The sequence below is a fragment of the Paenibacillus sp. JT31N11 genome (genome assembly GCF_056269285.1).
The window spans coordinates 373,821-399,715 of sequence record NZ_JBWDNQ010000003.1 but is presented as its reverse complement, the minus strand read 5'-3'; the positions used below and the strand labels follow the sequence as shown (position 1 = coordinate 399,715).

29 protein-coding genes are annotated in these 25,895 nt (G+C 49.8%); 7 read left to right on the top strand and 22 right to left on the bottom strand.

What is annotated here, in order from left to right; translation table 11 throughout:
- Positions 1–22 precede the first annotated feature (22 nt).
- Both AC0YNV_RS14395 and AC0YNV_RS14390 read right to left on the bottom strand, forming a co-directional pair.
- Positions 23–1,573, bottom strand: a complete 1,551-nt coding sequence (locus AC0YNV_RS14395; protein WP_475768685.1) for a replication initiation and membrane attachment family protein — start codon at positions 1,571–1,573, stop codon at positions 23–25.
- A gap of 138 nt (positions 1,574–1,711) precedes the next feature.
- The gene (locus AC0YNV_RS14390; RefSeq protein WP_379113955.1) at positions 1,712–2,017 is read right to left on the bottom strand and encodes a YuiB family protein; all 306 of its coding nucleotides are present in this window, start codon (positions 2,015–2,017) and stop codon (positions 1,712–1,714) included.
- Positions 2,018–2,190: 173 nt separating this feature from the next.
- Between AC0YNV_RS14390 and hemQ the strand changes: the two genes are divergently transcribed.
- On the top strand, positions 2,191–2,934 hold the full coding sequence (hemQ, locus tag AC0YNV_RS14385; RefSeq protein ID WP_475768684.1) for a hydrogen peroxide-dependent heme synthase: 744 nt from the start codon (positions 2,191–2,193) through the stop codon (positions 2,932–2,934).
- Between the two features lie 161 nt (positions 2,935–3,095).
- Here hemQ and AC0YNV_RS14380 read toward each other — a convergent pair whose 3' ends face one another.
- The gene (locus AC0YNV_RS14380; protein ID WP_210038413.1) at positions 3,096–3,353 is read right to left on the bottom strand and encodes a hypothetical protein; all 258 of its coding nucleotides are present in this window, start codon (positions 3,351–3,353) and stop codon (positions 3,096–3,098) included.
- Positions 3,353–4,546 carry an NAD(P)/FAD-dependent oxidoreductase gene (locus AC0YNV_RS14375; RefSeq protein ID WP_475768683.1) on the bottom strand — a complete coding sequence of 398 codons (1,194 nt, stop codon included), beginning with the start codon at positions 4,544–4,546 and terminating at the stop codon, positions 3,353–3,355. Before AC0YNV_RS14375 ends, AC0YNV_RS14380 begins: the two co-directional genes overlap by 1 nt.
- A 323-nt stretch (positions 4,547–4,869) precedes the next feature.
- Between AC0YNV_RS14375 and AC0YNV_RS14370 the strand changes: the two genes are divergently transcribed.
- Complete coding sequence (locus AC0YNV_RS14370) at positions 4,870–5,844, top strand: NAD(P)/FAD-dependent oxidoreductase (protein WP_475768933.1); 975 nt, start codon at positions 4,870–4,872, stop codon at positions 5,842–5,844.
- Positions 5,845–6,098: 254 nt separating this feature from the next.
- Here the strand turns inward: AC0YNV_RS14370 and sda are convergent, their stop codons facing one another.
- The 10 genes from sda to AC0YNV_RS14320 all read right to left on the bottom strand — a co-directional run bounded on the left by sda (position 6,099) and on the right by AC0YNV_RS14320 (position 13,923).
- Complete coding sequence (gene sda, locus AC0YNV_RS14365) at positions 6,099–6,242, bottom strand: sporulation histidine kinase inhibitor Sda (RefSeq protein WP_475768682.1); 144 nt, start codon at positions 6,240–6,242, stop codon at positions 6,099–6,101.
- Between the two features lie 288 nt (positions 6,243–6,530).
- A complete protein-coding gene (locus AC0YNV_RS14360; RefSeq protein ID WP_210038410.1) occupies positions 6,531–7,205 on the bottom strand; it encodes a YheC/YheD family protein in 675 nt (224 codons plus the stop codon).
- Positions 7,206–7,411: 206 nt separating this feature from the next.
- Positions 7,412–9,358 (bottom strand): FtsX-like permease family protein, encoded by a 1,947-nt coding sequence (locus tag AC0YNV_RS14355; protein WP_475768681.1) that lies wholly within the window; start codon positions 9,356–9,358, stop codon positions 7,412–7,414.
- Positions 9,333–10,109: an ABC transporter ATP-binding protein gene (locus AC0YNV_RS14350; protein ID WP_210038408.1), complete on the bottom strand. Its 777-nt coding sequence runs from the start codon at positions 10,107–10,109 to the stop codon at positions 9,333–9,335. The genes AC0YNV_RS14355 and AC0YNV_RS14350 overlap by 26 nt, the downstream gene beginning before the upstream one ends.
- Before the next feature lie 108 nt (positions 10,110–10,217).
- Positions 10,218–11,387, bottom strand: a complete 1,170-nt coding sequence (locus AC0YNV_RS14345) for a sensor histidine kinase (protein WP_475768680.1) — start codon at positions 11,385–11,387, stop codon at positions 10,218–10,220.
- Positions 11,384–12,100 carry a response regulator transcription factor gene (locus AC0YNV_RS14340; protein ID WP_475768679.1) on the bottom strand — a complete coding sequence of 239 codons (717 nt, stop codon included), beginning with the start codon at positions 12,098–12,100 and terminating at the stop codon, positions 11,384–11,386. Before AC0YNV_RS14340 ends, AC0YNV_RS14345 begins: the two co-directional genes overlap by 4 nt.
- Before the next feature lie 132 nt (positions 12,101–12,232).
- The gene (locus AC0YNV_RS14335) at positions 12,233–12,619 is read right to left on the bottom strand and encodes a LytTR family transcriptional regulator DNA-binding domain-containing protein (RefSeq protein ID WP_475768678.1); all 387 of its coding nucleotides are present in this window, start codon (positions 12,617–12,619) and stop codon (positions 12,233–12,235) included.
- Positions 12,620–12,751: a cyclic lactone autoinducer peptide gene (locus AC0YNV_RS14330; protein WP_210038405.1), complete on the bottom strand. Its 132-nt coding sequence runs from the start codon at positions 12,749–12,751 to the stop codon at positions 12,620–12,622.
- Positions 12,732–13,271 (bottom strand): accessory gene regulator B family protein, encoded by a 540-nt coding sequence (locus AC0YNV_RS14325; protein ID WP_475768677.1) that lies wholly within the window; start codon positions 13,269–13,271, stop codon positions 12,732–12,734. The genes AC0YNV_RS14330 and AC0YNV_RS14325 overlap by 20 nt, the downstream gene beginning before the upstream one ends.
- On the bottom strand, positions 13,261–13,923 hold the full coding sequence (locus AC0YNV_RS14320; protein WP_210038403.1) for a hypothetical protein: 663 nt from the start codon (positions 13,921–13,923) through the stop codon (positions 13,261–13,263). The genes AC0YNV_RS14325 and AC0YNV_RS14320 overlap by 11 nt, the downstream gene beginning before the upstream one ends.
- 352 nt (positions 13,924–14,275) lie before the next feature.
- Here AC0YNV_RS14320 and AC0YNV_RS14315 point away from each other — a divergent pair, with 352 nt between their 5' ends.
- Both AC0YNV_RS14315 and AC0YNV_RS14310 read left to right on the top strand, forming a co-directional pair.
- Positions 14,276–15,226: an aldo/keto reductase gene (locus tag AC0YNV_RS14315; protein WP_475768676.1), complete on the top strand. Its 951-nt coding sequence runs from the start codon at positions 14,276–14,278 to the stop codon at positions 15,224–15,226.
- A gap of 31 nt (positions 15,227–15,257) precedes the next feature.
- Positions 15,258–16,022 (top strand): SDR family NAD(P)-dependent oxidoreductase, encoded by a 765-nt coding sequence (locus tag AC0YNV_RS14310; RefSeq protein ID WP_475768675.1) that lies wholly within the window; start codon positions 15,258–15,260, stop codon positions 16,020–16,022.
- A gap of 103 nt (positions 16,023–16,125) precedes the next feature.
- Here the strand turns inward: AC0YNV_RS14310 and AC0YNV_RS14305 are convergent, their stop codons facing one another.
- From AC0YNV_RS14305 to trhA, 3 genes are all read right to left on the bottom strand, one after another.
- Positions 16,126–16,383, bottom strand: a complete 258-nt coding sequence (locus AC0YNV_RS14305; protein WP_210038400.1) for a hypothetical protein — start codon at positions 16,381–16,383, stop codon at positions 16,126–16,128.
- A 575-nt stretch (positions 16,384–16,958) separates the two neighbouring features.
- Complete coding sequence (gene erpA, locus AC0YNV_RS14300; protein ID WP_210038399.1) at positions 16,959–17,312, bottom strand: iron-sulfur cluster insertion protein ErpA; 354 nt, start codon at positions 17,310–17,312, stop codon at positions 16,959–16,961.
- 102 nt (positions 17,313–17,414) lie between these two features.
- On the bottom strand, positions 17,415–18,056 hold the full coding sequence (gene trhA, locus AC0YNV_RS14295) for a PAQR family membrane homeostasis protein TrhA (protein ID WP_475768674.1): 642 nt from the start codon (positions 18,054–18,056) through the stop codon (positions 17,415–17,417).
- A 283-nt stretch (positions 18,057–18,339) separates the two neighbouring features.
- Between trhA and mqnE the strand changes: the two genes are divergently transcribed.
- The gene (gene mqnE, locus AC0YNV_RS14290; RefSeq protein WP_210038397.1) at positions 18,340–19,443 is read left to right on the top strand and encodes an aminofutalosine synthase MqnE; all 1,104 of its coding nucleotides are present in this window, start codon (positions 18,340–18,342) and stop codon (positions 19,441–19,443) included.
- A gap of 70 nt (positions 19,444–19,513) precedes the next feature.
- Positions 19,514–20,581 carry an NAD(P)/FAD-dependent oxidoreductase gene (locus AC0YNV_RS14285; protein WP_475768673.1) on the top strand — a complete coding sequence of 356 codons (1,068 nt, stop codon included), beginning with the start codon at positions 19,514–19,516 and terminating at the stop codon, positions 20,579–20,581.
- Positions 20,582–20,601: 20 nt separating this feature from the next.
- On the opposite strand, the gene AC0YNV_RS14280 is transcribed toward AC0YNV_RS14285, so the two are convergent.
- Complete coding sequence (locus AC0YNV_RS14280; RefSeq protein ID WP_210038395.1) at positions 20,602–20,874, bottom strand: YuzB family protein; 273 nt, start codon at positions 20,872–20,874, stop codon at positions 20,602–20,604.
- Positions 20,875–20,966: 92 nt separating this feature from the next.
- Here AC0YNV_RS14280 and AC0YNV_RS14275 point away from each other — a divergent pair, with 92 nt between their 5' ends.
- The gene (locus AC0YNV_RS14275) at positions 20,967–21,212 is read left to right on the top strand and encodes a NifU family protein (RefSeq protein ID WP_210038394.1); all 246 of its coding nucleotides are present in this window, start codon (positions 20,967–20,969) and stop codon (positions 21,210–21,212) included.
- A 209-nt stretch (positions 21,213–21,421) separates the two neighbouring features.
- Here AC0YNV_RS14275 and AC0YNV_RS14270 read toward each other — a convergent pair whose 3' ends face one another.
- The 4 genes from AC0YNV_RS14270 to AC0YNV_RS14255 form a co-directional block, all read right to left on the bottom strand.
- The gene (locus AC0YNV_RS14270; RefSeq protein WP_475768672.1) at positions 21,422–22,207 is read right to left on the bottom strand and encodes an SDR family oxidoreductase; all 786 of its coding nucleotides are present in this window, start codon (positions 22,205–22,207) and stop codon (positions 21,422–21,424) included.
- Between the two features lie 30 nt (positions 22,208–22,237).
- The gene (locus tag AC0YNV_RS14265; protein WP_210038392.1) at positions 22,238–22,948 is read right to left on the bottom strand and encodes a Cthe_2314 family HEPN domain-containing protein; all 711 of its coding nucleotides are present in this window, start codon (positions 22,946–22,948) and stop codon (positions 22,238–22,240) included.
- A gap of 77 nt (positions 22,949–23,025) precedes the next feature.
- Positions 23,026–24,792, bottom strand: coding sequence for a UbiD family decarboxylase (locus AC0YNV_RS14260; RefSeq protein ID WP_475768671.1), 1,767 nt, complete (start codon positions 24,790–24,792; stop codon positions 23,026–23,028).
- A 3-nt stretch (positions 24,793–24,795) separates the two neighbouring features.
- On the bottom strand, positions 24,796–25,725 hold the full coding sequence (locus AC0YNV_RS14255; protein WP_475768670.1) for a COX15/CtaA family protein: 930 nt from the start codon (positions 25,723–25,725) through the stop codon (positions 24,796–24,798).
- Positions 25,726–25,895: the final 170 nt, after the last annotated feature.

The following is a 25,895-nucleotide window of genomic DNA, read 5'->3' as shown; positions in this document are numbered from 1 at the left end:
CATTGTCTACTCACCTCTTTACTTACGTTTTGCCGTCCAGCTTCCGCGCAAGCTTCCGCATCTCCTCAAGCTCCTCTTGCGATATAGCCTCAGAATCCGACGTGTCCTGAATAATCGATATCGAGGGCTTACGCCTTCCCCCTCCGCGTATCCCGGTCTGCGAACCGCCCCGTGCGCCGCCTGAAGGCGCTCCTGCGCCATTATCCCGCCTGCGTTCCTTGTCCGCTTCCAACTTGATCTGCTCCTGCACGTAACGAACCGCCTTCTCGAATGAATCGACATGTTTCATCAGCATATTCGAAGCGACGGCGTCTATGTAGGTCTTCGTAACCCGCTGGGAATCGTTCATTCCCAGTACATAATGAATGAGGACATTAATGACTGAGCCGTGCAGCCGATAATTCAGATCGATTACCTCGAAAACGCGAATAATCCATTCCGGCACCGCGCCGGGGAAGAAGCGGGCAATAAAGCGGGTATGCGGCTCATTACGCATCAGCATATTATATTGATGGATATCGCAGCGGCCTTCCAGCTGCACCGGCACTTCCATATAAAATTCTGCCAGGACGCCGATTTCATCCGGCGGCTCATCTCCAGCCGCATCGTCGCCCGTTTGTCTGCTTTGCTCCGTTTCTGCCGCTTCCGAGGGCTGGGAACGTCCGAAAATACGCTGACGCTCCTCATTGCGCTTGCGGTCCTGGCGGTACATCTGGTTTGCCCGCAGCTGCAGCTCATCGATCATCAATTCGCCGCGCTGGCCGAACACATCGTCCTCATCCAGCAGCCTGCACAGATCTACGACAGTCAAGCCATATTTGTAGGCGATGTAGTTCAGCTGCGCCAGCTTCTCATCATCTCCGCGCAGGCGCTCCACGAAGCCCCTGTTGGAGGAGTTGCGGGGGAATCTCATAATAATTTCGCCGTACTGGATGCCCGCCGTTTCCGGAGCGGCCTTGGGCTGCGCCTGCCGGGTCGGCGCCACTTCCGTAAGCGCCTGCTCCAGCTCCAGATCAATACCCTGTGTATTTAAACGAAACAGCTCATAAAAGGGAACCGTCAAATTCTCTCTTTGCAGCTCCGTTCCCGCCAGCTCGTCCGCTTCCTTGGCGTAAAACGACTCGCGCAGCGCAATAACGGAATGCTTCCCGACCTTGTCGCGCAGCAGCATCGTCAGATGGGGACTTCCGAAAAACTCATCCGGCGACAAAGGCTTGATCAGCTCATATTCATATACCACATCGTCGTTGTCCACAACGCCCAGCTGAGAGGTTTGAAGAAGTCCGACCGCTTCCAGGCGAGAGGAGTGAATGACCAGTTCCTGGCGTCCGCGTTCATTCATATCCAGCCCCAGGCCCAGAAACAGCTTGCGCTGCGGCTCAAGGGGCGAATAGCCGACGCGATCGTCGGCTACCTGCTGATAGAGCTGTTGATAGAGACCTGCAGCAAATGCGCCGATCATCGGCTGATAGATCAGGCCGATCATTTTGCGATCCACCGCGCTCAGTGAAAAATCGCGAAAAATGTAATAGCGATGATGCTCCGTAAATTGATGTAAGCTTCCCATCCGCATTTTTTTCGACTCCATCCGAGTTATAGTGCGAGTTCAAAATCTTTTTGAACATCACTAGTAGACTTTCATTTATTTTAACACATCTAAGGACCGGTTTAGGGACGCTAAAAAAAGAAAATTCCCCCGAATGAGGGAATTCTAGAACATTTTATATCCGCCCCGGCGCAGTGCCCTGATCGTTGCACCGCTCACATAAGCGCCGATGAGCGCCCCGATTGCGGGTAGGATATCGACGAAGGTAAAAGCGGAAAAGTTGCCTGCAAACGACTTCGTATCATCCCAGGTCTGCCAGATAAAGATCGGAATGAGCACGATCACATACATGTAAATGGGAAACCATGTCGTCTTGAGCAGCATATTTAAAATGAATCCGATTCCGAACATCATTACAAGGAATAATACGGTTGCAATGACGAGCTGAAGAATATCCACATCTGTATTCATATAAGTCGTCTTCCCCTTTCGCTACGATTAGTGTAGTAGATGGCCCGCAGGAAGTCAATTTGATTCGCCATGTTGTCACAAGTCCGTCATTTGCGCTCCTTTACTGCGGTACGATACAATGAACACGACTATTTATTGAAGCTATAGACAACCTTTGAGGGAGTGGATAGACGATGAGTGAAGTAGCCCAAACGCTGGAAGGCTGGTATACGCTGCATGATTTCCGTTCGATCGATTGGACGGCCTGGGAAGCTGCAGATGAGAGCGTGCGCCAAGTGGCAATGGACGAGCTGTATTCGTATATGAAGGAATGGCAGGCTCTGGAGGATGCCCAAACAGGCAGCACCGCTTTCTATTCCGTTATCGGACAGAAGGCCGATCTGGTATTTATGCATCTCCGCGAGACGCTGGAAGAGCTGAACACTATCGAGACGGCGTTCAACAAATCAATTTTTGCCCAGTTTACGTACCCTGCGTATTCGTATGTCAGCGTTGTCGAGCTGAGCAACTACATGGCGCCTCCGGGCACTGATCCTATGCAAAATCCGGACATTATGGCGCGCCTCAAGCCCATTCTGCCCAAATGGAACCACATCTGCTTCTATCCGATGAACAAACGCCGCGAAGGCAATGACAACTGGTACATGCTTGGCATGGATGAGCGGCGTACGATGATGCGCAGCCATGGCATGATCGGCCGCCAGTACGCCGGGAAGGTCAAGCAGATCATTACCGGTTCTGTCGGCTTCGACAACTGGGAATGGGGTGTGACGCTGTTCGCGGAAGATCCGCTGCAGTTCAAGAAGCTGGTCTACGAAATGCGTTTCGACGAGGTCAGCGCGCGCTACGGCGACTTTGGCGATTTCTATGTCGGCAACCTGCTCACTGAAGAGAAACTGGGCCAGCTGCTCAAATAGCGGCCAGAGGAGCGATAAGAGCAGGCGACCGCCGCCCCTATCGCCTCTGCAAGCCTGGTCCTTGAACCATTATAAAAGCGGCCAGCTGCATCAAGAAGATGCACTGGCCGCTTTGCTGTTTCCATATTCATCAGACCTCGTACGCTATGAGGGCACCCGGGTCAATCCTCGTCATTGTCCTCTTCGAGAATCCGCTTCGCCTCCAGATAAGCCTCTGTCTGCCGGTCGCGTTCCCGCCCCTTCTCCTTCAGCCGCTCAATGGCCGGAAGAATCAGCAGGTCCACTTCCTTCTGCACCGTATAGGACAAATCATGCCGGCTCTGCGATTCCAGAAAAGAACCGACCTCCATCAGCGCGTTGTAACGATCCAGCTCCTCACGCGTCAACAGCCCGCGAACCTGTACGCTGCAGTGGCGCATTACAGAAACTTCCCTTTGCGGAGCACAAGAGGAATTCCGCCGATTATATACAAGTAACGGATATCGATCATCTTTTTCAGCCAGGCTGCATAGGAGCCCTTGTACTTCTTGCCGAAAGCGATGCCGACAGCCTCGCCCTTGCCAAGCGATGCGACAGTTCCCTTGTTCTTGAACTCAAACTTCTTGAGCGGCTGGTTGCGGATGGAGGCAACCAGATTATGCGCGCAGGCAACTCCCTGCTGCATCGCAATTTGGGCGGTTGGCGGATAAGGACGGCCTTCCTCGTTAAATATCAAGGAATTATCGCCGATCACATAAATATTCTCATGGCTCACGACACGCAGGGACTCGTCCACCTTCACGCGTCCGCGCATGGTCTCGATGCCGGCTTCCTCGATCAGCCGGTTGCCTCTTACGCCTGCGGCCCAAATGACCGTTGCCGCACGGATCTCTTCGCCCTCGCCGACAATGACGCCATCAGCCGTACATTCCTTGATCGGCGTACCGATCCGGAAGGTGACCCCTTTCTTCGTCAGCACTTCCATTGCGTACTCCACCAGCTCCGGATCAAAGCCCGGCAGCGCGGTAGGAGCCGCTTCGATATTGTACAGCTTCACAAGCGACGGGTCGACATCGTTCTGCTTGCACAGCTCCGGCAGCCTGTCCGCAAGCTCGCCGACAAATTCAATACCGGTAAAACCCGCTCCGCCGACAACAAACGTCAAATAATCGGTGCGGTGCGGCTCCCGTTTGTAGCGTGCAAACTGATATTCGATATGTTCGCGGATCAGACGAACCGAGTTGATGCTGCGGATATTCATGGCATACTCAAGCATGCCGGGGATGCCGAAGGTCTCCGGCTCGCCGCCGAGGCCGATGACCAGATAGTCGTACGACAATGTCCCGTCCTCGAGAATCACTTTTTTATCCTGTGTGCGAATTTGCACGACAGTCGATTTTACGAAATCGATCTTGAATTCATCAATAAGCTTGGAGATGCTCACACGCGCATTCTCCGTTTTGTCCGTTCCGGCAGCCGGCATATGCAGATGCGTTGTAAAATAGTGATAGTCATGCTTGTTCACAAGCGTAACGTCAGCTTCATTATAATTTAATTCTTTCTGAAGACGCAGAGCGGTCAAAATCCCACCATACCCCGCCCCCAGAATCACAATCTTAGGTATGTTACTCATCGCAAAATCCCATCCATTCTTATTTCTCTTTACTTTGTGAAAAATCACACAAACCCAGTCAAAAGTTAAAATTTCATCCTGCTTTAGTTTGCTGATTGAGAGACGCTTTTATGACAGTTTTCATGAATTCGACAATTCGTTTATTAATACCTCACATGATACAAATTATTTAACAAGTTTTCAAGGGTAAAATATACGAAAAACTTTAGAATAACATACAATTTTTTTATTTCCATCCTTCTTTACGAAAAGCTATAATAATTGAATGGACAAACTAAATCTGGAGGTGACAAACATTGTCTCAAGCAAATGAAACCGAACAAATGAACGATATCGTCATCATAGGCGGCGGTCCGGCGGGTATGTTCGCAGCGTTCTATGCCGGAATGCGCCAGGCATCAGTCAAAATCATTGAGAGCATGCCACAGCTCGGCGGCCAGCTCGCTGCGCTTTACCCTGAGAAATATATATATGATGTTGCCGGATTTCCCAAAATTACGGCGGGAGAGCTCGTTGAACAGCTCAAAAGGCAAATGAGCCATTTCAGTTCCTCTGTTTGTCTGGAGGAGAAAGTGCTGGAAGTGATCAAACGCGAGGAACGGCTGTTTGAAATTGTCACGGACAAAACAACCCATTTCGCCAAAGCCGTCATCATTACAGCGGGAGTCGGAGCATTCGAGCCACGCCGGCTGGAACTGCCTGAAGCGGCTAAATATGAAAGAAACAATCTTCATTACTTCATCAGTGACTTAAACCAGTTCAAGGGACATCATGTGCTGATCAGCGGCGGCGGCGACTCCGCTGTGGACTGGTCACTTATGCTGGAGCCTGTCGCAGCCAGCGTCACGCTCATTCACCGCCGCGACAAATTCCGAGCCCATGAGCATAGTGTGGACAATCTGATGAATTCGACAGTCAAGGTGCTAACTCCTTATGAAATTACCGCTCTGCACGGCGCAGACAGAATTGAGCGCATAACACTGCAGGATGTGAAATCCAAAGAAATCAGAGAACTGCCTGTCGATTCCGTAATTGTCAATTTCGGCTTTATTTCCTCGCTGGGCCCCATTGCAAATTGGGGCATCGACATCGAGGGCGGCTCGATTGTCGTCGATTCCCGCATGGAAACGAGCGTCCCCGGCATCTTTGCCGCAGGCGATGTGACTACCTATCCCGGCAAGCTCAAATTGATCGCGGTAGGCTTCGGAGAAGCTCCCACTGCCATTAACAATGCGAAGGTGTACATTGATCCGAACGCGAAGCTGTCGCCTGGTCACAGCAGCAACATGAAGTTGTAGAGCCTTCAATTTCTTATATAAGGGTATCCAGACTTAAGCGGGCCGCATCGTATGCGATGGTTCCCGGGATAAGAGGGATACCCTTTTTTGGCTGCGTCCTGCCTGCAATAAACGGCTTGCTTGACTTTTTCGTATGCCATGGCTATTAAGTAGAGGAGCTTGTTATTTTAAGAAATTGTAGTGTGAGAGTAGCCTCTGAGGTATGGAAAAATGAAATATTTCATTCACGAGGATGTACTGGGACTTTCGGGAAGTCAAGCGGTTATTCGGTATTTTTCAGGATTAATCTGTCTGCGTATCATTTCAACAGTCAACAGCTTTATAAATTCCGGATCTAGGTTGAATTGAATGGCCGAAAGATAGGCATCCACAAGAAGTTCATCAGACAGCATATCCATTGTCCACCCTCCTTTCCTAAATTCTTCCTTGTCATCTTAGCATGTCCCAATAGGCAGAACAAGCGTTCCGATTATCCACAGATAGTTGTGGACAGCATGTGTGTAACTTGTGGGTAAACGTCGAAAAAACAGGAATATCAACGAGGATAATGTGGATAGGGTTATACACAGCCCTCATTCACAAAACCTCAATAAAAAAGTTTGATGGTACTCTATAAACCTATTAACCAATTATATTAAATCCTGTTAACCATTTTGGACAGAAGCAACCGCCCCGAAGGCGATTGATTACTCGGGGCGTGTATTCACTTCAAAAATCCATATTTTACCATTCTTATCAATGCCGTAATCAAAGCCAAGCTGGCCGATTCCTGGAAATTGTCTTTCCAGCACTTCCGTCGACAACCGGGTTAATCTTCTCATTTGCTGCTTCTTGCCTGCTACCGCATTCGAGGAAACGGATAAGCGGATTCCTTCCGAGCCATTCAAGCGCGTGCCTCCCCGGCATAAATTGGTCACGAACAGTCCTTGACGCGCCAACCGGCCCACAATAGCGGTAATCGCCCAGCTTCCATCGGCCTGTTTCACATGTTTCACTCTGTAATCAATTGGCCGGCCTTTAATTGTTGCCAGCCGGATCCCCTTCTGAATCAAATATCTGCGGCCTTTACGCATCCCGTTAAGAGAATGATAGAGTCCGTCGAAGGAGCCGAAATGTCTTTTTTTCGCATAATACGTATACGCGTAGCCGCTGCCTTCTCTTGTTACCTTGATGACGCCGTGCCCTCCTGCCCCGACGACGGGCTTGATGACGACCATTCCGTGCGCCTGCAGCATGCTTCTCAGATTGTCTGAAGAAAACATGCGGGTCGGCGGAATATGCGATGCAATTTCATTGTGCGAGAGCAGTGCCGAAGTCTTGGCCCACTTGCTGGCTAACTGCCTTCCCTGACCTTCACCCATAAAGCCATCTCCTTTTCTGTTGTGAGTCTACTAACACTATATGCCTCAAAGACAGGTCTCTCTTGGATGATTGAACGGGGCAACTCGCCTTATTTAATAGCCTGATAGAAAAAGAGGCTGCCGGGAGGTCCCCTGAAAAAGGGATCCTTACGGCAGCCGCAGGCTGATTATAGATAAAGTTCGCGCATATTCGCTTCTGCTTCGCACTAAACAGCGGGATTCAGCATCCGCTTCGTATAACCGGTGCAGGCCACCGCAAAATATATGCTCTGCATGATGACATAGATCCCGATTACAGTCCCGGCATAAATCCAGATATTCGCCTGCATCAGCGTACTGAGCGCCTTCATCGCAAAGCACATGTGAATGATGCCGACGACGACGGGCACATAGAAAATAATGCCTACCTGCGTAGCTACGATTCTTCTGATTTCGCCCGCTGTCATCCCTATTCTCGTGAGCGCGCGGAATTGGAGCTGATCCTCTTTCATTTCCGTGAACAGCTTGAAGTACAACACGCTTCCGGAAGCGATAAAGAACAGCAGGCTGACAAACAATCCCACGAATAAGGTCAAGGATGACGATTGATGGGTCTGAAGGAACGAACTGACGCGATAGGTCATGGCATGATCCGACTCCGATGGCGGTATAAGCTTCTCGATCTTTTCCACCGTCGGCAGCGCGGTTTGCCAGTCCTTGATTTCGAAGCCGTAGTTGACAATTTGCCTGGATTCCGGAGTCGATGTGAGCAATGTCCCATACTGCGTATCATCCACGACGACCAGTGTAGTGAAATAATCAATCGGGCTAATAATGGCTCCGAACAGATAGCCGTCAACGCTGAACGGCTGATCTGTGCCGTTGACCTGCATGGTTATCGAAGGGCCTTCAAAAGGAGGCAGCGTCTCCTGCTCGATATAGGGAAAAACAACCCTCGCATGACCTGTATCAATGGAAAGCCGCGGCCTGTTCATCAGTCCCGCCACCTGGTTGTAGTCGGATTCGGACACGATAGCGGAGTCGTATTGGGCCCGCAATGTCTTATGTCCTTCTGTCGGAGTCACCTCTTCGCCGGGTATACCGACAACTCTGGTCTCATAGGCAAGCTCCCGTCCATCCTGTTTAAGAATGCTTTTGAGCTTGGCCGGATCCATTACATTATGGGCATTCAGTCCATTCTCCACAAAGCCGATCGTTTGCGGGGTATGGGAAAGAAGCTGCTTCTCCCCTTCCTGCTGGAAGGCGTAGACCGTACCGGAGGCCGTCAGAATAACTGCGCTGAGGATCGATACCATAAATAGGATACGGGCATTATCCTTCAGCTTGTAAGCAACCTGCGAGAATATAATCATGTTGGTTCGGTTATAAAAAATCGATTTGCTCCGCTGCACCATCCGGACAAGGGCAACACTGCACTGCGTAAACAGAAAATAGGATCCGATGATAACAAGCCCCAAAATCGGGAGCATTACGAATATAACGTTTGAAGTATTCATTATATATGCCAGCGTGTAGCCCAAACCAAGACACAGGATCGACAGAATAGTCAGCCACATGGAATATAAAGGCTGGCGCTTCGGCTGGTTGGCTTCCTTCAGCAGCTCAATGATCTCCGAGCGTCCGACACGAATGCTGGTAAGCCAGGTCAATACATTAAACAAGGCAAAATAGCCGATAACCGTCAGCAGTACGGCTTTCAAGGGCACAGCGAAACGGATGGGGCTTTCAACATCAAGCAGCGAGGCCATCGCCATGAAAAAAAGCTTGCTGAGCAGCATTCCGATCCCTAATCCTGCCGCAATTGCGAGGACCGCGATAATGACACTTTCGATGATGAGCATGCGGCGCAGTTGATTTCCCGTCATGCCGAACAAGGTATACAGGCCAAATTCCTTCTTGCGGGTTTTCAGAAAAGCCGAATTGGCGTAAAGCACGAAGAAGAAGGAGAAAATCACGACAATATACTGGCAGGCTTCCATCCCTTTTCTAACCCCTGCCGCTGCTTCAATATGACCGTTGATAACATCGGGATGAAAGAGAAACGCACCGTACATATAGAAAATAATGACGGAGAATACGCTGCTCAGAAAGAAGGCATTGTAAGCCCGCCAATTTCCCCGGATGCTGCTAATCGCGAGCGAGCGGAATGTCATCGAAGTTCCCTCCCAGCAGACTAAGCGAGTCCAGAATTTGCTGAAAGAACATCTGGCGGCTTGCGCCGCGCCGGATTTCCGAATAAAATTTGCCGTCCTTGATGAATACGATCCGTTTGCAGTAGCTGGCGGCAAAAGGATCATGCGTAACCATCGCAATCGTGGCGCCTGCATTTTCATTCAGATCCTTCAAGGATTCCATGACATCCTTGGCCGCTTTGGAATCGAGATTTCCCGTCAATTCATCGGCTAGCAGTATCGAGGGCTGATGGATCATTGCCCGGGCAATAGCCGCCCTCTGTTTCTGGCCGCCCGATATTTCATAAGTCCGTTTGCCAAGAATATCTGTTATGCCGAGAAGCTCAGCGTAAGGAGCCAGTGCTTCTTCAATTTTGCGCGGCGCAAGTCCCTCCAACACAAGCGGCAGCACGATATTTTCCTTGATCGACAAGGTGTCGAGCAGGTTGAAGTCCTGGAACACGAAGCCCAGCTGCCGGCGCCTGAACAAGGCAAGCTCTTTATTCCCAAGACGGGCCGGCTCCGTGCCGTTGATCACAATCCGGCCGGAGGTGGGTTTGTCGATGGTGGCCAGCAGGTTGAGAAGCGTCGTTTTGCCGCTGCCCGAAGGGCCCATAATACCGACAAACTCCCCCTTGGCTACTTCAAAATCAATGTCTTCCAGCGCTTTATAGGTCACGTTTCCTTTGGAGCTGTATGTTTTGCTCAAGTTTTCCGTCTTCAATACACTCATAGCCGTTCCCTCCAAAAACATATTCGATGATAGTCCAAGTATAAAGCTATTGGAGGCAAGTTCCCCATCGATTTCGCTTTCAAAGTCCAGCCTATTCTTACAATAATGTCACTTTCCATTGAACTTGAACAAGCTTTGCGAAGCAAAAGAGATCGTCAGGGTCGTCCCGCCGCCTCCCGGCACGGATTCGACCGCAAGTCCATGTCCAAGCTTACCGCATACGCTCTTGGCCAGAAACAGCCCCATTCCCGTAGATTCTTCCACCAATCTGCCGTTATCGCCCGTGAAAAAAGGATCGAATACCCGCGGCAAATCATGTGCCGGAATGCCGATGCCCTCATCCTTCACCTTCAGCGCGGTCTTCCCGTTCTCCGTCTCAATGAGCAGCAGCAGCTTCTTTGTACCCTGCTTGTGCTTGCTGTATTTAATCGCGTTCCCTACCAGCTGATTCATGACAAATGCGATCCACTTCTCATCGGTCTGAACAAGCGCTTCCCCCGTAATCTGCGGATAAATGGAATATTTGATGCATAGACGCTTGTAGGAATTCACGACCCGTCTCGCGATTTCATGAAGCGGCACGGTGCGAATGCGGACATCCAGCTCGAATTTATCCAGTCTTGCCGTGTAGAGCATCATATCAAGCCCTCTGGTCAAACGTTCCGTTTCCTCCCGGATGCTGCTGAGGCTTTGAGTGGATGATGGGCTGTTATTTTCCTCCTGCGCCTGCTCCGCATGCTGAATCATCAGATCAATGACTGAAATTGGCGTCTTCATCTGATGCACCCATTGATGAATAAAATGTTGATGAATCTCCTGCTGCTTGCGGTAACGGCTCAGCTCATTCATGTATGCCTCATGCTGTGCCTGCAGGAGACGCTGCACGGCGAGCTGGTCCCCTGTCACGCCCGAGCGGACCCGCAGCGCGGCATCAAGCTCCGAGGCATGCAAAATTGCTTCATCCAACTGGCGATAATAGGCACGCTGCCGGATGTAATCCAGCAATAGCCATATGGACAAGCAGCATAAAACAAGCACCCCCGCATAAACGACGGTAGCCGGATCCATATGGGTCGGATAAAAAATTTGACCAAGAACAAGTGCCGCTCCTGCAAGGAACAAAGAAACAATGAAGGCGACTATATAGGGCAAGCGGTCGCGGAAATAACGCAGCGGTGAAGCCGCGGACATAAGAGCACCGGCAGATTGATAAGGATGCTTCACTTGTTCATGGCCGCCTGTTATCTCTTCCTCCTCATGCATAATGTTATCCCTCATTCCTGGACTGTTTCCTGACGGGCGGCTTTCAGCTCGAATTTATAACCCTGTCCCCTGACCGTTTCTATAACGCCAATCAGCCCTAGTTCCTCGAGCTTCTTGCGCAGCCTTGTCACATTGACACTAAGCGTATTATCATCGACAAACTGTACGTCATCCCATAAGGTTTCGAGCAGACGCTCCCGGGTTACAATCCGTCCGGCTTGACCGATCAGAATTTCGGCCAGCTGGCATTCGTTTTTGGTAAGCGGGGACAGCTTCCCCTGCCATTCCAGCTCGCCTCTGCTTATATGCAGCTTTAGTCCGCCGGCTTCCAATTCCATGCTGGGCACGGCCGCCATCGCATATTCGCCATAGGCCCTGCGCAGCAGGCTTTTGATTTTGGCCAGCAGCAGATCCAGCGGAATCGGCTTGGTCACATAATCATCGCCGCCATTCTCGATCGCCATCACCTGGTCCATTTCACCGGCACGGGCAGAGACGAATATGATGGGCGCGCTTGTGACCGTACGGAATTGCCTGCACCAATAATAACCGTCAAAATGAGGGAGATGGATATCAAGCAGAATCAGATCAGGCTGCGCCTCGGCCATTTCCCGCTTTAAATCATGGAACCGCTCGGCGCGCACCGCACCGAAGCCATATTTTACAAGCGACTGCATGAGCAGGCCGCTGATTTTGTCATCATCTTCAACAATGAATATATTGTACATTCATGAGCTCCTCCTTCGACCCGGCATTTACTGCAAATCCTATCACAGGCAGGAGCATTCGTCATCTTGGGTAAATATAAAAAAGCACCACCGACGAGAGATACTATCATCTCTGCCCAGAGGTGCGCTTCTTTAACCGTTTGAGAAATTAATGCGTTTATCTTTAATTGCTGCAGGCTTGCTGAACATTTCAACATTTTTCTTGTGAACTCTCGATACAGGCGCGTTGGGCGCATCCTTGGAGGCCGGGTGCTGCTCGAAAAATACGCATGACCGCTCTTCATCAAAATATTCGATTTTGTTCATCTGCACGAGATAACCGCGTTCGACTTTCTGGAACCCGTTAGTCATTAAGAAGCGCTCTTGTTCCTCCAGTGTCGAAATCTGGCTGTACGTCTCTTCCTTTGTTTGGTACATTAATGTGCGGTCTTGTATGAAGGTGTAGAGAACGTCTGCCACGTCGATCATTACAATCTCGTACTCTTTCCTGTTCAACCGCTTTACTACGGGAATTTGCATTTAAACTCCCTTCCTTCTAAGTTCTTCTGGAATTGGCGGGTTGTACAAATAGAAAAGACAGCCCGTAAAAACAAAAAGCGACGCAGCTGAAACAATAATAGCTCCCAATAATTTATAAGCCCGCTTTTTCATTTATTTTTTCACCCCCTTTAATTGGTAAAAGGATGGACTGGGTTACAAAGGTGAGAGCAAGCAAGTCGGAGCCGATAAAAAAGTTTGATGCCACAATGGCGGAAGCCAATACCTTCAATAGAGGATAATACCGCTCTGGGATTCTGGCGTGCTGATCATAGTTGGAGGGAGCAAATAATACCATCATGACAAATGCCGCTGAAGTAATGAGATAGACCCATAAGCTGGCTACATGAATGTGTGGGATCGCGGCGAGTACGATCGAAGAAGCGGCAATGCAGCCGAGGCTGGTTGGAAGGTGATAACCTCCGGTCAAAAACCGGATGACCGCCAATAAGACAATAACTACCGACGTTTTTGCAGGCTCTCCTGTAACAATTCCCAGTATGGAAGCCAGCAGAATTATTGAAACCGTATTCACTAGAATGTGCAGTACATAAGAAATAACAGGGACCGATGGCGGCTCGTTGCCGCTGGCGGCTATCCGTGCATGCAATTGCTCGGCTGCTTTATGAAGCATCCTCATGATCCTTTCTGAATGAATAATATAAAAATAAGGGTACCGAAATAATAAATATGGCATTGGAGAGTATGATGTAATCCTTGAACTCATTTTTAAATAAGAAGGCGGTTAAGCATGCTGCAACAGCGGCAATGACGATAATGACAAGCAGTAAAGCATTCACGCCGGAAATTCTTACATATGCGCGATGTGAAGTCGGAACATAATCAAATCCCCAGTTTTTGATAAATATCAACCGGCTGAACCCGATGACAAGCAGAGCGGATAACGCTTGTGTCGCTGCGCTGGCTAAAGCATTATCTTGTATCGTTCCAAGCGGCGTTCCTGTTTGCCACAGAAATAAGATGACCAGCCCCTGCACCGCAAATCCGAATACAAATCCCGCCCCGTTCATGACGATCGAATAATATAAAGGAACCCGGAACAACACCCACATCGCGATAATTAATAAAGTAAGCTGAATGTACGAGGACAATTCGCCGATTTCGGGATTAAGCCGTGTAAAATAGGAAACCTGACTCATGATAAAGGATACAAAAACGAGATAAAACATGCGATCTCTGAACCGGAAACGAAACAAGGCGAACATAAAGATGAAATAAGAGAAGTACTCAATGATAGACCCTGCTACAAACAGCGCATAGGACACGCACTAACGCCCCTTTGGATGATAAATTCTACAATGATGAATGATTCATCCCTCATTAAGACGAACCTGAACGTTATTTGTCTATTTTTACCTCAGTATAGCAGAGATTTTCAATATAAAAAATATAAACTTTCATATATAGAAGGTGCCAAAAAAAGCATTTCCCGCTCCGGGTGTCAGCGTTTTCTTTTGCTATTAAGCCTGCGCTTTAGTAAACCTCAGGTAACTAGGTAATAATAATTTCAGTTCTTCTCCTATTCTATTTGTTTAACTATACTATGTATAAGGAAGCAGGTAGAAACAGCCATACCTGCCGTTAAGATTGATGACTAATTCAAAGGAGTGACCATTTGTGAAATACCGCAAGTTGGGCAAGAATGGCCCCGACATTTCCGTAATCGGCTTTGGGTCATGGGCAATCGGCGGCGGAGGCTGGGCCAGCGCCTGGGGAAGTCAGGACGATCAGTCTTCCATCGACAGCGTTCGCGCCGCGTTGGATGCAGGGGTCACTTTTTTTGATACGGCAGCCGTATACGGACTGGGTCATTCGGAGGAAGTGCTGGGCCAAGCGTTGAAATCCGACCGCAGCCGTATTGTTCTCGCGACCAAATGCGGCCTTATCTGGGATGAGAACCGCAATCCTGCACGGAGCGCGGCCTACGATTCCGTCCTGCAGGAAGCAGAAGCCTCCTTGCGCCGCCTCGATACCGATTATATCGATTTATATCAGGTTCATTGGCCGGATGCCGAGGTTCCCGCCGAAGAGACGATGCGTGCCCTGGACAAGCTTGTACAGGACGGCAAAGTCCGTTATGTCGGTGTAAGCAACTATGATGTCCCCCTGCTCAAGCAGTCGCTTGCCGTCCGTCATGTCGATTCCCTTCAGCCGCCTTATTCCATTTTGCGGCCGGCAGCCGAAAAAGAACTGCTGCCTTTCTGTCTGGAGAACGGCATCGGCGTTGTTGCTTACAGTCCTCTAACCTCGGGGTTGCTGTCAGGCAATTATACGTATGATACGACCTTCGAAGAAGGAGATTGGCGCTCCCGCAATAAAGCCCATACCGGCGAGGGCCTGCGCAGCAATGTGGACAAGGCGGAGAAGCTGAAAGCGGTTGCCGAGCGCTGCGGGATTACGCTTCCTCAGCTGGCTGTCGCTTACGATCTCGCTCATCCCGCAATTACCAGTGCAATCGTAGGCGTGCGCAAGCCAAGCCATATTCTCGGTGTGCTCCCCGCAGCGGATGTTACGCTGGATGATGCAACTCTGGCGGAAATTCGCGCTATTGCCTCCGCCGAATCATAATAATTCAATCAGGAAAGGTGACGAGAAGCTCATGCAAATTGATTTATCCAATAAAACAGCGCTTGTAACTGGCGCGACCGGAGAGCTCGGAAGAGTGATCGCAGGCACTCTGGCACAATGCGGTGCGGACATCCTTGTTCATTATCATCAGAATGCGGCCAAAGCCGAGCAGCTCAAGCAGCAGATCGAAGCTCTTGGCCGTAGAGCCATTACCGTTCAGGCGGATGTGGCGGATTTGAATTCAGTCAAACAAATGCAGCAAACTGCTCTGAATGCCGGATTCGGCTCCCCCGATATCGTGGTTGCAAACGCTGTGTCCCAATACTCCTGGACATCCGTCCTGGAGCAGGATTCCAGTGATTATGTCGACCAATTTAATTCCTGCGTCCTGCAGGCCGTCCATCTGTCCAAAGTTTTCGTTCCTGCCATGATTGAGCGTAAGGCTGGCCGGGTTGTCGCCATTAATACGGAATGCGCCATGCAGAATTTCCCTAACCAATCGGCTTATGTAGCCGGCAAGCGCGGCATGGATGGCGTCTACCGGGTGCTGGCAAAAGAAATTGGCGAGCACCAAATCACCGTGAATCAGGTCGCACCCGGATGGACCATCAGCGAGAAAGACCGCTTGAACAATACCGAACGCAGCGAAAGCTACGAAAGCACGGTGCCGCTCAAACGCCGGGGCACGGATCAGGAAATCGCCAATGTGGTCGCCTTCCTTGCTTCCGATTTGTCCAGCTTCATCACCGGAGCATATATTCCGGTAGCAGGCGGCAACGTAATGGCGACGATATAATCTTTACCAGCATACAAGTAAAACGGCCCTGCACGTATTGTGCAGGGCCGTTTTACTTGTATTGAAGTCTCGCTGCAAGCATTATACCTCCGCAGCCATTGTGTTAATGACGCGATTTCCCAAGCTGGATATGCTGGAGATTGGGAAATCGTGTCAGTCGGAATTTTCCGGTCCGGTGGTTTTGCGGAGTTAAAGTATATTCATCGGCGTTTTGCTTTTGCAATTCATCATTTTGCTGGGTTGGAATAGATACGATCCCGCTGGAAATAAATTCTAGCATCCGTTCTTTGTCAAGATCAAGAGCCTGAGCAATATGCAGAATGTCTAATTCAAAAGGTGAATTCACATTAAGAACAGTCAAAGTATATTTCCTCCTTACTCCTATATATCTATACCTAAATTATAGGCGATCAGGCCAGAGGAGGCTGTCGAAACCTGTAATATTAAAGAAATTTTAGAATCCCGGGTTTTAGGGATTCTTTTTATCGATAATTATAAGAAATAAGGAACATTTCTGTAAGGTATTTGTCACTTTTGGAGTCATACTCAAAACCGTTCCAAATGCTTGATAATTCTGAGAAATTGAAGATCAGCCGAATTGAAAAAAAGAAAAAATGAGAAAAATGAGAAGAAAAAAGAGGTTGGAGGCGGTACATAGGACAGAAAAATGAGGGATCAGTAACGATCTAGGCGAAGGAGACTAAATTATAACATATCGTAGTCATCAAGCATTAAAAGGTCCCGGGACCATTTCTTACAAAAACCTTACAAATTTCACCCCTACGATACGAAGGATGTCAGCTTGGCATTTGGAATTTAATTACAATTACATTTGATTAGAGGGTCATATTTCCCATAAAAACCTTCCAGAATTATGTATGGAATCTACATAACTCCAGAAGGTTGATGATAGCTCCTTAGAAAAATGAACTCGGCTTAGCAATCGCCGGGTTTACCTGCTGCCACTGCCGTACGGAAAGAAGATCCACAGCCGCATGTAGCCGATGCATTGGGATTGTTGATGGTGAAGCCTCCGCCCATGGCAGACTCCTTGAAGTCGATTTCCAGGCCGTTCAGATATTGCATGCTTTCATTATCGACCACAACTTTAAGTCCGCTGTATTCGATCACTTTGTCGTCGTCATGCTGCTCATCGTCAAAGCCCATGCCGTATGAGAATCCGCTGCAGCCGCCTTCCTTCACACCGATGCGCAGAAACAGATTCGGCGTTTCCTCGGAGCTGAGCATTTCTTTTATTTTTTCATTTGCAGTTTCGCTAATGTTAATCATTCATAATCCCTCCCAATCCAAAATAGTCGGTACAACTCTTGTGTTACTTACTTATTTAGTATACTCCACTTTACGCTGCGGCTCAATATGCAGCCATCCCTTTTAATGAGGCAGAATATAGAGAATGGCGAAAAAATGAAGCACCGATCCGCCTAGTACAAACAAATGCCACACCGCATGGTGATAAGGAAAACTCCGCCACATGTAGAAGATTGTACCGAAGCTGTACAAGAGCCCGCCGATGATCAGCAGATGCAGGCCGCCCGGCGCGAAATGCTCTTTGAGCGGCCCCCAGGCGAATACGATCATCCACCCCATCAGCAAATAGAGAATCGTCGAGGTGAACAGGAATCTGGAAGCGAAAAACGATTTGAATATAACCCCGCAAATCGCTACTCCCCAAATGATGCCAAAAAATGTCCAGCCCTCTGCTCCCTTCACCAGGTGAATCAGAATGGGCGTGTAAGTTCCCGCTATAAATAAATAGATGCAGGCATGATCCATTTTCTCAAAAACATTCTTCGCTCTGCCGGCCGGAAAGCTGTGCAGCAGCGTCGAACAGGTATATAACAGCAGCATCATTGTACCGTAAATCGTGAAACTAACCACATGGGATGCCTGCCCCTTGAGCGCGGCAAAAACAATAAGCAGCACGAGCGCCGCCACACTCAGCACGGCCCCAACACCATGGGTCAGCGCGTTGGCCATTTCTTCCCTGCGTGAATACGTATGCGTATTTGCCAATTCAACACCTCTTTTCCTTCTTCTATTATACCCCAACATCCATCAAGACGATAATAAGACCAAAGCGGTTTGCATGAAAATTTAATAACCTCATGTGTACCTCGCTTGACTTTGTGGTTGCCGCTCGACGGATGTAGGTTTATAATAAGGTCAGTTAATGTTCGAATGGGGTCACTACAGTATGCGTAAGTGACTTTTTTCACAAAGTATCTTTTCATGTCTTACCCATATCATCCGGACCTATGCAAACAGCGCCCGGCGGACTAGGAGGAAGGAAGCCGTCATGAATGTAGCCGTACCTACAGAAGACAAGCAGATGCAAGATATTATTGAGAAAGTTCGCTCCGGCGAACGCCTTTCCCGGGAAGATGGAGAATTTCTTTACAGTTCCGATGATCTCTTGACCATTGGGCAGTTGGCGAATGAAGTCAACATGAAGAAAAATGGCCGCAAGGTTTATTTTATTGAGAATATGAGCCTGTACTTCACCAATGTTTGCGAAGCGCACTGCGCTTTTTGCAATTTCCGCAAGGATGAAGGCGAAGAAGGCTCGTACACACTTTCCGGGGCCGAAATGATCGCTTATGTGGAGCAGCATTTTCACCCGGGTGTCCGGGAATTTCACATTGTCGGCGGTCATAATCCCCATGTGCCGTTTCAATATTACGTGGATTCGTTAAAAGCATTACATGAGCGTTTTCCGGAAGTAACGCTCAAAGCCTACACTGCCGCCGAAATCGATTTCTTCTCGCGAATCAGCGGACTGAGCTACCGCGAGGTACTTGAAGAGCTGATGAAAGCAGGTCTGAAAAGCCTGACCGGCGGCGGAGCGGAAATCCTCTCCGATGAATACCGTAAAAAAATGCGCGTGGAAAAAGCGGATGTATCGCAATATCTTGAGGTTCACCGTACCGCCCACAACCTCGGACTCCGCACACATACAACGATGCTTTACGGCTCCGTTGAGAAGCATGCAGACCGGATCAATCATATGCTGCAAATCCGCGAGCTGCAGGATGAGACGAACGGCTTTTTGGTGTTTATTCCGCTTTCCATGCAGCCCATCAGCCCGCGGGCCGGCATCCGCCGCCGCAACTCGGCTTTTGAGGATTTGAAGACCATCGCGATCAGCCGGCTCATGCTGGATAACTTTCAGCATATAAAAGCTTATTTTATAAATATTGGCACACAGCTGACTCAAGTGTCTCTTACGATGGGCGCATCGGATGTTCACGGCACGATACTCAAAGAGCGCATCAGTCATGCTGCCGGCGCGCTTACGCCCGAAGGCATCACGCGCGAGGATCTGATCTGGCTGGTTAAAGGGGCTGGACGTATTCCCATTGAACGGGATACTTTCTATAACGAAGTAAAGGTTTATGAGTAAGGAAGAGGACATTCACGCGCATACTAAGCATCATCAGAATTGCAGATGATAAAGAAGGTTGGGGTTGCCAATGAAACGTTTTGTTATCCTCGGCGGCGGCTACGGAGGCTTAACCGTTGCCCATGAATTGTTGGAGGGCGAGCTGCCCGACGACACCATTATTGTAATGATCGACCGCATGCCCTACCAGGGACTTAAGACGGAATATTATTCGCTCGTCGCCGGAACGGTTGCGGACATTGATCTACGGGTCGATTTTCCCTCCGATCCGAGATTGCTGGTCATGTACGGCGAAGTGATGTCGGTTGATCTGGAGGCAAAACAGGTCGGTATTGCCGGACAGGATCCGCTCGATTACGAGTGGCTGGTCATTGCTCTTGGCTGTACCGACAAATATCACAGCATCGAAGGGGCCGAGCTGTATTCCAACAGCATCCAAACCTTTGGAGCGGCGCGCAAAACGTACCAGGCTGTCAATGATGTCAAGCCTTACGGTCAGGTGACGATCGTCGGCGGCGGGCTCAGCGGCGTTGAAATCGCCTCAGAGCTGCGAGAAGGCCGGCCCGATATCAACATCCGTATTGTAGACCGGGGACCGAGTATTTTATCAGCCTTCCCCAATAAGCTGCAGCAGTATGTTTCTTCGTGGTTTATTGAGCATGAGGTGGAGATGCGCGGAAATGTGTCCATCCACAAGGTGGAGCAGGGGATCTTGTACGATCAGAACAATACAAGCCCCCTGCTGACGGATGTCATCGTGTGGACTGCCGGAATTCAGCCCGTATCGCTGGTCCAGAAAATTAATCTTCCCAAGGATCCCACAGGACGGCTGATTGTGAATGAGTACCATCAGCTGCCTAGCCATACGGATGTATTCATTGTTGGAGATTGCTCTTCCATACCTTTCGCACCCAGTGCCCAGGCAGCGGAAGCGCAGGGCAAACAGGTTGCTGAGGTCATGCAGGCGCAGTGGAACGGCAAGACACCGAAGCTGTCCAAAATCAAGCTCAAGGGCGTTCTCGGTTCGCTTGGCAAAAAATCAGGCTTTGGCCTGATGGGCCGTACACCGATTATGGGCCGTGTGCCGCGTGTGCTCAAAAGCGGCGTGCTATGGATGTCCAAGCATCATCTGGGTTAGCACGCCAAGACTTTTTTTATTTATAAATCGTCAATCAGCCGGTCGAGCGCTTCCCGCTCAGCATCCTGCTCACCGACAGCTTTCATAATCTCATCAAACAATTCATCCGCTGATGGAGCCGCGACGATTTCACCATTAACCATACCGAACGGAAACAGATAACATTCGCCGCAGTTGCCGAGGCAGCCGTATTCAATAATTTCCAGCTCCGGATTCGCTTCAAGCTGTTTCATAACACGATCGGTGCCATGATGCATATTGCTGGCGCAAAATTCAATAATGGGTTTTAACATGATGTTTTCACCTTACCTTGATGATATCGGATGATATCCATTTTCAATTGTTCTACTTTGTATTATAATAGGGGAGAAAGGAGTGGATTGCAATGAGTGATACACAAAGCACCACAATGTATGATGAAGTGTTGGACGTTCTTGATAAGCTTCGCCCTTTCCTCCAGCGCGATGGCGGCGACGTCGAACTCGTTGATGTAGAGGACGGAATCGTTAAGCTTCGCCTGATGGGAGCTTGCGGCAGCTGCCCAAGTTCGACAATCACGCTCAAAGCGGGTATCGAACGTGCCCTGCTTGAAGAAGTTGAAGGCGTACAAGAGGTTATGCAGGTATTCTAAGTTATAACCCAAGCCAAAGTCCTAAAAGAAGAACGTCAGCGTTTCTTCTGCAATAAAGAGTCTTGCCGCTATCATCGCCTTATGGGCAGATGAGGGTCCGGCAAGACTCTTTTTCTGATTAAATGGAGGTTATATCCGAAAGCATAAAGAACCGAAAAATTTGGCTGCTGCCAGCCAGTTCAGCCCGTTTGCCTGGACCTCATCTTTAATTATGTACTGGGAATACTGTTCTTAATGGGATCGAAACCACCGGTGACATCAATGATATTTCCGGTCAAATAATCCGAAGCCGGCAAACAAAGAAATCCAATGACACGGGCAATATCTTCCCCGCTTCCCGGCCGGCCGCGCGGCGACTCTTCATCGCGCTCATGAAGCACTTCCGCGATGGTACGTTCCTTGTTAAGCCCTTTAATATCGCCTGGACAAATCATATGGACCGTAATTCCGTCCCCTGCCTCCTCAACGGCAAGCGTCTTGGTAAAGGAAACAAGACCTGTCTTGGCAGACGCATAAACGGATCTGTGCGGCCAGGCCCGTCCTTCTCCGGCATGACCGAAGCCAAAATGGATAATACGTCCCCACTGTCTACTTCGCATCCCCGGGAGCAGTTTATGGTCCAGGAGCATGACGCCGAGCAGATTGCCGTTGACCAGATTGATAATATCCTCAACCCCATAATCGGCAAAGCGTTTGCGTTCCCTTATAAAGGGTCCGGCATTATTGACCAAAATATCCACACAGCCGCTGGACGACCAGCTTTGCGCCTGCTCTGCCAGCCGCTCTACATCGCAGCGCAGCGAGATATCGGCCTGAAAAGCTGCAGCACGCACGCCGAGCAGTTCGATCTCGCCAGCAAGCTGCAGAGCCTCATCCCTGCTGTTGACGTAGTTCAGCACAAGATCGCAGCCCATGCGGGCCAAAGTTAGTGCGGTCATTTTGCCCAAGCCTTTGGCGCTGCCTGTTATTAAAGCTGTTTTTCCGATAAGATCCATGGGTAACCCTCCCATGTGCAGTATAGCATATTAAATTCGTTTCCTCATATGTTTGCAAGCATGATCAAAAGCAAGCAGCAGGGTATCGTATATTAATTCCATTCCTTGAGTCAAATCATCACAGCGCTCCTGCAAATTTTCCAATCGGTGATGTTCGCCGTAAGCCAGATAGCTCTGCTGCAAATCATCCTGCATTTCCGAATTCATGTAATGAATTTCGGTATTACGCCGCTTCCGCAGTCTTCCAAGCGGTTCTTTGTATTGTTCTTTTAGGGCGTCAAGCCTGGATATAAGCAAAGGATGAAGATTACGCTGGCGCATGCCGCGCAAAACCGTAAAATAAGAAAAATGTACTTTAATCCGCTCCGTTTGCAGATTAAGAAATTCATTCATCAGGGTCCCCAGCTTGTCAAGCAATGCAAATAAACGGATAAAGGCATTTTTGTCAAAATAAACATGCCGGTGATAATCGAGCAATTCATCCGGCGACATACTCTCCATGGAAGTGGATTTCACCTTATTTGCGAATTTTCTCGCTGCATATTGGCTCTGCTCCAGTTCATCAAGCGATACGATCAGGCCAAGGGTCCATATTTCATATTTCCGCAGCTTTTGCTCGCTGTCTTTGCCTTTGGAAATGGAATCGTGAAGCATTGAAGCAAAGCGCTTCATTAGCTGCATCGATTCGTGAAGCTTTCCCTCCGCTTTCCGTGGAGGGTCATCAAACAGCATTCGCAGCATGATTTGAATCCTCCTAGAGTCGATCAATTGCCGGAGTCCGTAGGTTTCCCCGAAAATGCGCTGCTCAAGCAGCCAACTTATGAGCGAAAATACTCTTTCCACCTGCGGTCCACGAGCTCCACAATATCCTCGCGCGCCACAAGCTCATCCGGATATCCCGGCTTCATACGCGCATCAATAACAAGCGGCAGCTCATAGCCGACATGATGCCGCAGAACAACTGTCCCGGCGTAGATGTCGTCTGCCGGATTGAAGCGCGTGAATACCGTCCAGAGGAACGGTGTTTGCGCAGAGGCGACAGCGGCATCATCAGCCAGAATGACAAGGGGCCACCGCGTGCCGCGCTCCTGAAGACGCTCCAGCAGCCGCTCGGCAAGTTTCGGCTCTTCCACGAATGACGCGCCTGATACGACCAGGCAGCCACGGCAGTATACCTCGATACCCTCAATCTCATCCAGAGGGCCTTCATCATAATCCCCGGGCAGTTCCCTTACAGGATCACTAACGCCCAGCATGACGGCTTTACTGCCGTGGTTGAGCTTGCCGCCCGTATAATCCAGCGTATCATGCGAGGTTTTATCAAAGATGTACAAATCCGTCTCCGGCCTGAACCGCTCCAGCACAGTCTCGAGAAGACGGTCGAATTGAGCCAGATCAAGCGGCTGATCCGTTACCATCAGAAATTTGGTCAAAGTAAGCTGTCCTTCTCCGAGTATGCGGAACGCGGTTGTCAGAGCCTCGCGTGAATAACTCTCCCGTACTACCGCTGCAGCCAGCGCATGGAATCCTGTTTCAGCATAGGTCCACAAATCCTTCACGCCCGGCATCGCCAGCGGAAAAGCCGGTGAGAGCAGACGCTGCAGGAAATCACCCAGATAATAATCTTCCTGACGCGGCTTGCCTACAATTGTTGCCGGGTATATGGCATCCTTCCGATGCCACATATGACTGACATCGAACACCGGGAAATCATGAGTCCAGGAATAATAGCCATAATGATCGCCAAACGGCCCCTCCGGCCGTCTGATGTGCGGGGCAACGCTTCCACTAATGACAAATTCCGCATTCGCCGGAATACGATGACTGCCGTAAGGATCCTGCACAACCGGCAGCTTGCTCCCGGTAATCAATGAAGCAAGCAGAAGCTCAGGTAAATGCTCGGGCACCGGAGCGATAGCCGACGCAATCAATGCCGGCGGTCCGCCAAGGAAAACAGAGACAGGCAGCGCTTCTCCGCGTTTCTCCGCCTCATGATAATGAAATCCGCCGCCCTTATGAATTTGCCAGTGCATGCCTGTTGTCGAATCATCGAATATTTGCATCCGGTACATACCCAGATTATGCTGCTTGCGATGCTCGGGATGCTCCGTATAGACCAGAGGAAGCGTGACGAAGGGCCCTCCGTCAAGCTGCCAGCTTGTCAGCGCCGGCAATCCCGCAAGCGGCCTTTCCCGCCTGCATGCACCCAGCACGGGAGCGGAAGATGACGGGGTCGGCTTGAGACCAACCTTCATCGCATCCCAGATCAGCGAACGTTCGCCCCAGATGGCTTTGGGCGTTGGAGGCAGCATTCGGTCCAAAGCCCCTACGGCCTGCTTCATAAAAGCCTCCGGGCGAGGCCCAAAAGCAAGATCCACCCTGCGGATCGTACCGAATAAATTGGTCACAACGGGAAAAGCGCTGCCTTTCACATTTGTGAAAAGCAGCGCTGGACCGCCCTGATCAATCACGCGGCGGTGGATTTCAGCAATTTCCAGATAGGGATCAACTGGCGCATCGATCACCGCCAAATCATTTTCTCGGCGCAGCGTCTCAATAAAGCCTCTTAAGTCAGCAAAACTCATTTTTTAGCCACGTCCTTCCCGCCATTTCCAAGCACGAATCATCAAGTCGGCCAATATGCCGAACAAGAAGGAAACAATAATATTATGAAGGATACTCGTAAAAACCAATAAATCCGCGTTCGTCAGGGTAACCGTCAATACTGCGCCGCTGACGACTTGCGCGCAAATCAAAACGAAAGCCCATGTGGCCGAACGGCGGAGCTCCGGATTTCTGGAACAAGCCTGGCTCACGTACCTCCACAGCCACACAATTAATATCAGCAGGACGAGTGCTCCCAGGCGGTGGATAAATACAATTCGGGTCGCCCCCTCCATCGCAGGGATAAATTCTCCATTACATAGCGGCCAGCCCTGGCAGCCTCCTGAAGAGTCCGTATGCCGGACAAAGGCGCCCAGATACACGACAACATAACTGTAGACAAGCACAGTAAGCACGAACCGGAAAACCAAACGGGGCACCGCTGCAAGCGGCCTGTCCTCAATCGTGCCACGCCGAACTCTGCCTGTCCAAAATACCAGCAGCAGGGTACTGACAAAAGCCAGAATGGAAAATCCGAAATGCATCGCCAGTACGGCTGCGGACTGCTCCCACACAACCGCAATGGCACCAAGAACAGCCTGCAGCAGCGTAAAGAATCCAGCCAGACTGGCATAAATAACAGCCTCTGTTCTTCGGCGGTAAAGTATCAATGTGGCGATAAAGACGGCCAGCACCAGCATGCCCACCAGACCGCTGATCAGCCGATGTGAATATTCAATTAATGATTCCAATGTATAAGCCGGAATAAACTTGCCGTTGCATAGTGGAAAATCCGTTCCGCAGCCTCTCCCGGAATCCGTATTGGTTACCAAAGAACCTGCGATCAGTACAAGAAACATTCCAATGCACGCCGCGATAGCAATTGCACGGTAACGGTTTGGGGTCAATCTCATCACCTTGCTTCCAAAAGAATTCAATCAACTTCCCAATTATAGCGGACTCATTGGCCAAATACCATGTTGAAAATGTGACCGTTTTGGTCCGACATCATTTATACAAAACCAATTATGTATCGTGTTTCAAAGGGTTATTATTCCCCTTCTGCCGATCGCGCTTCATTAAA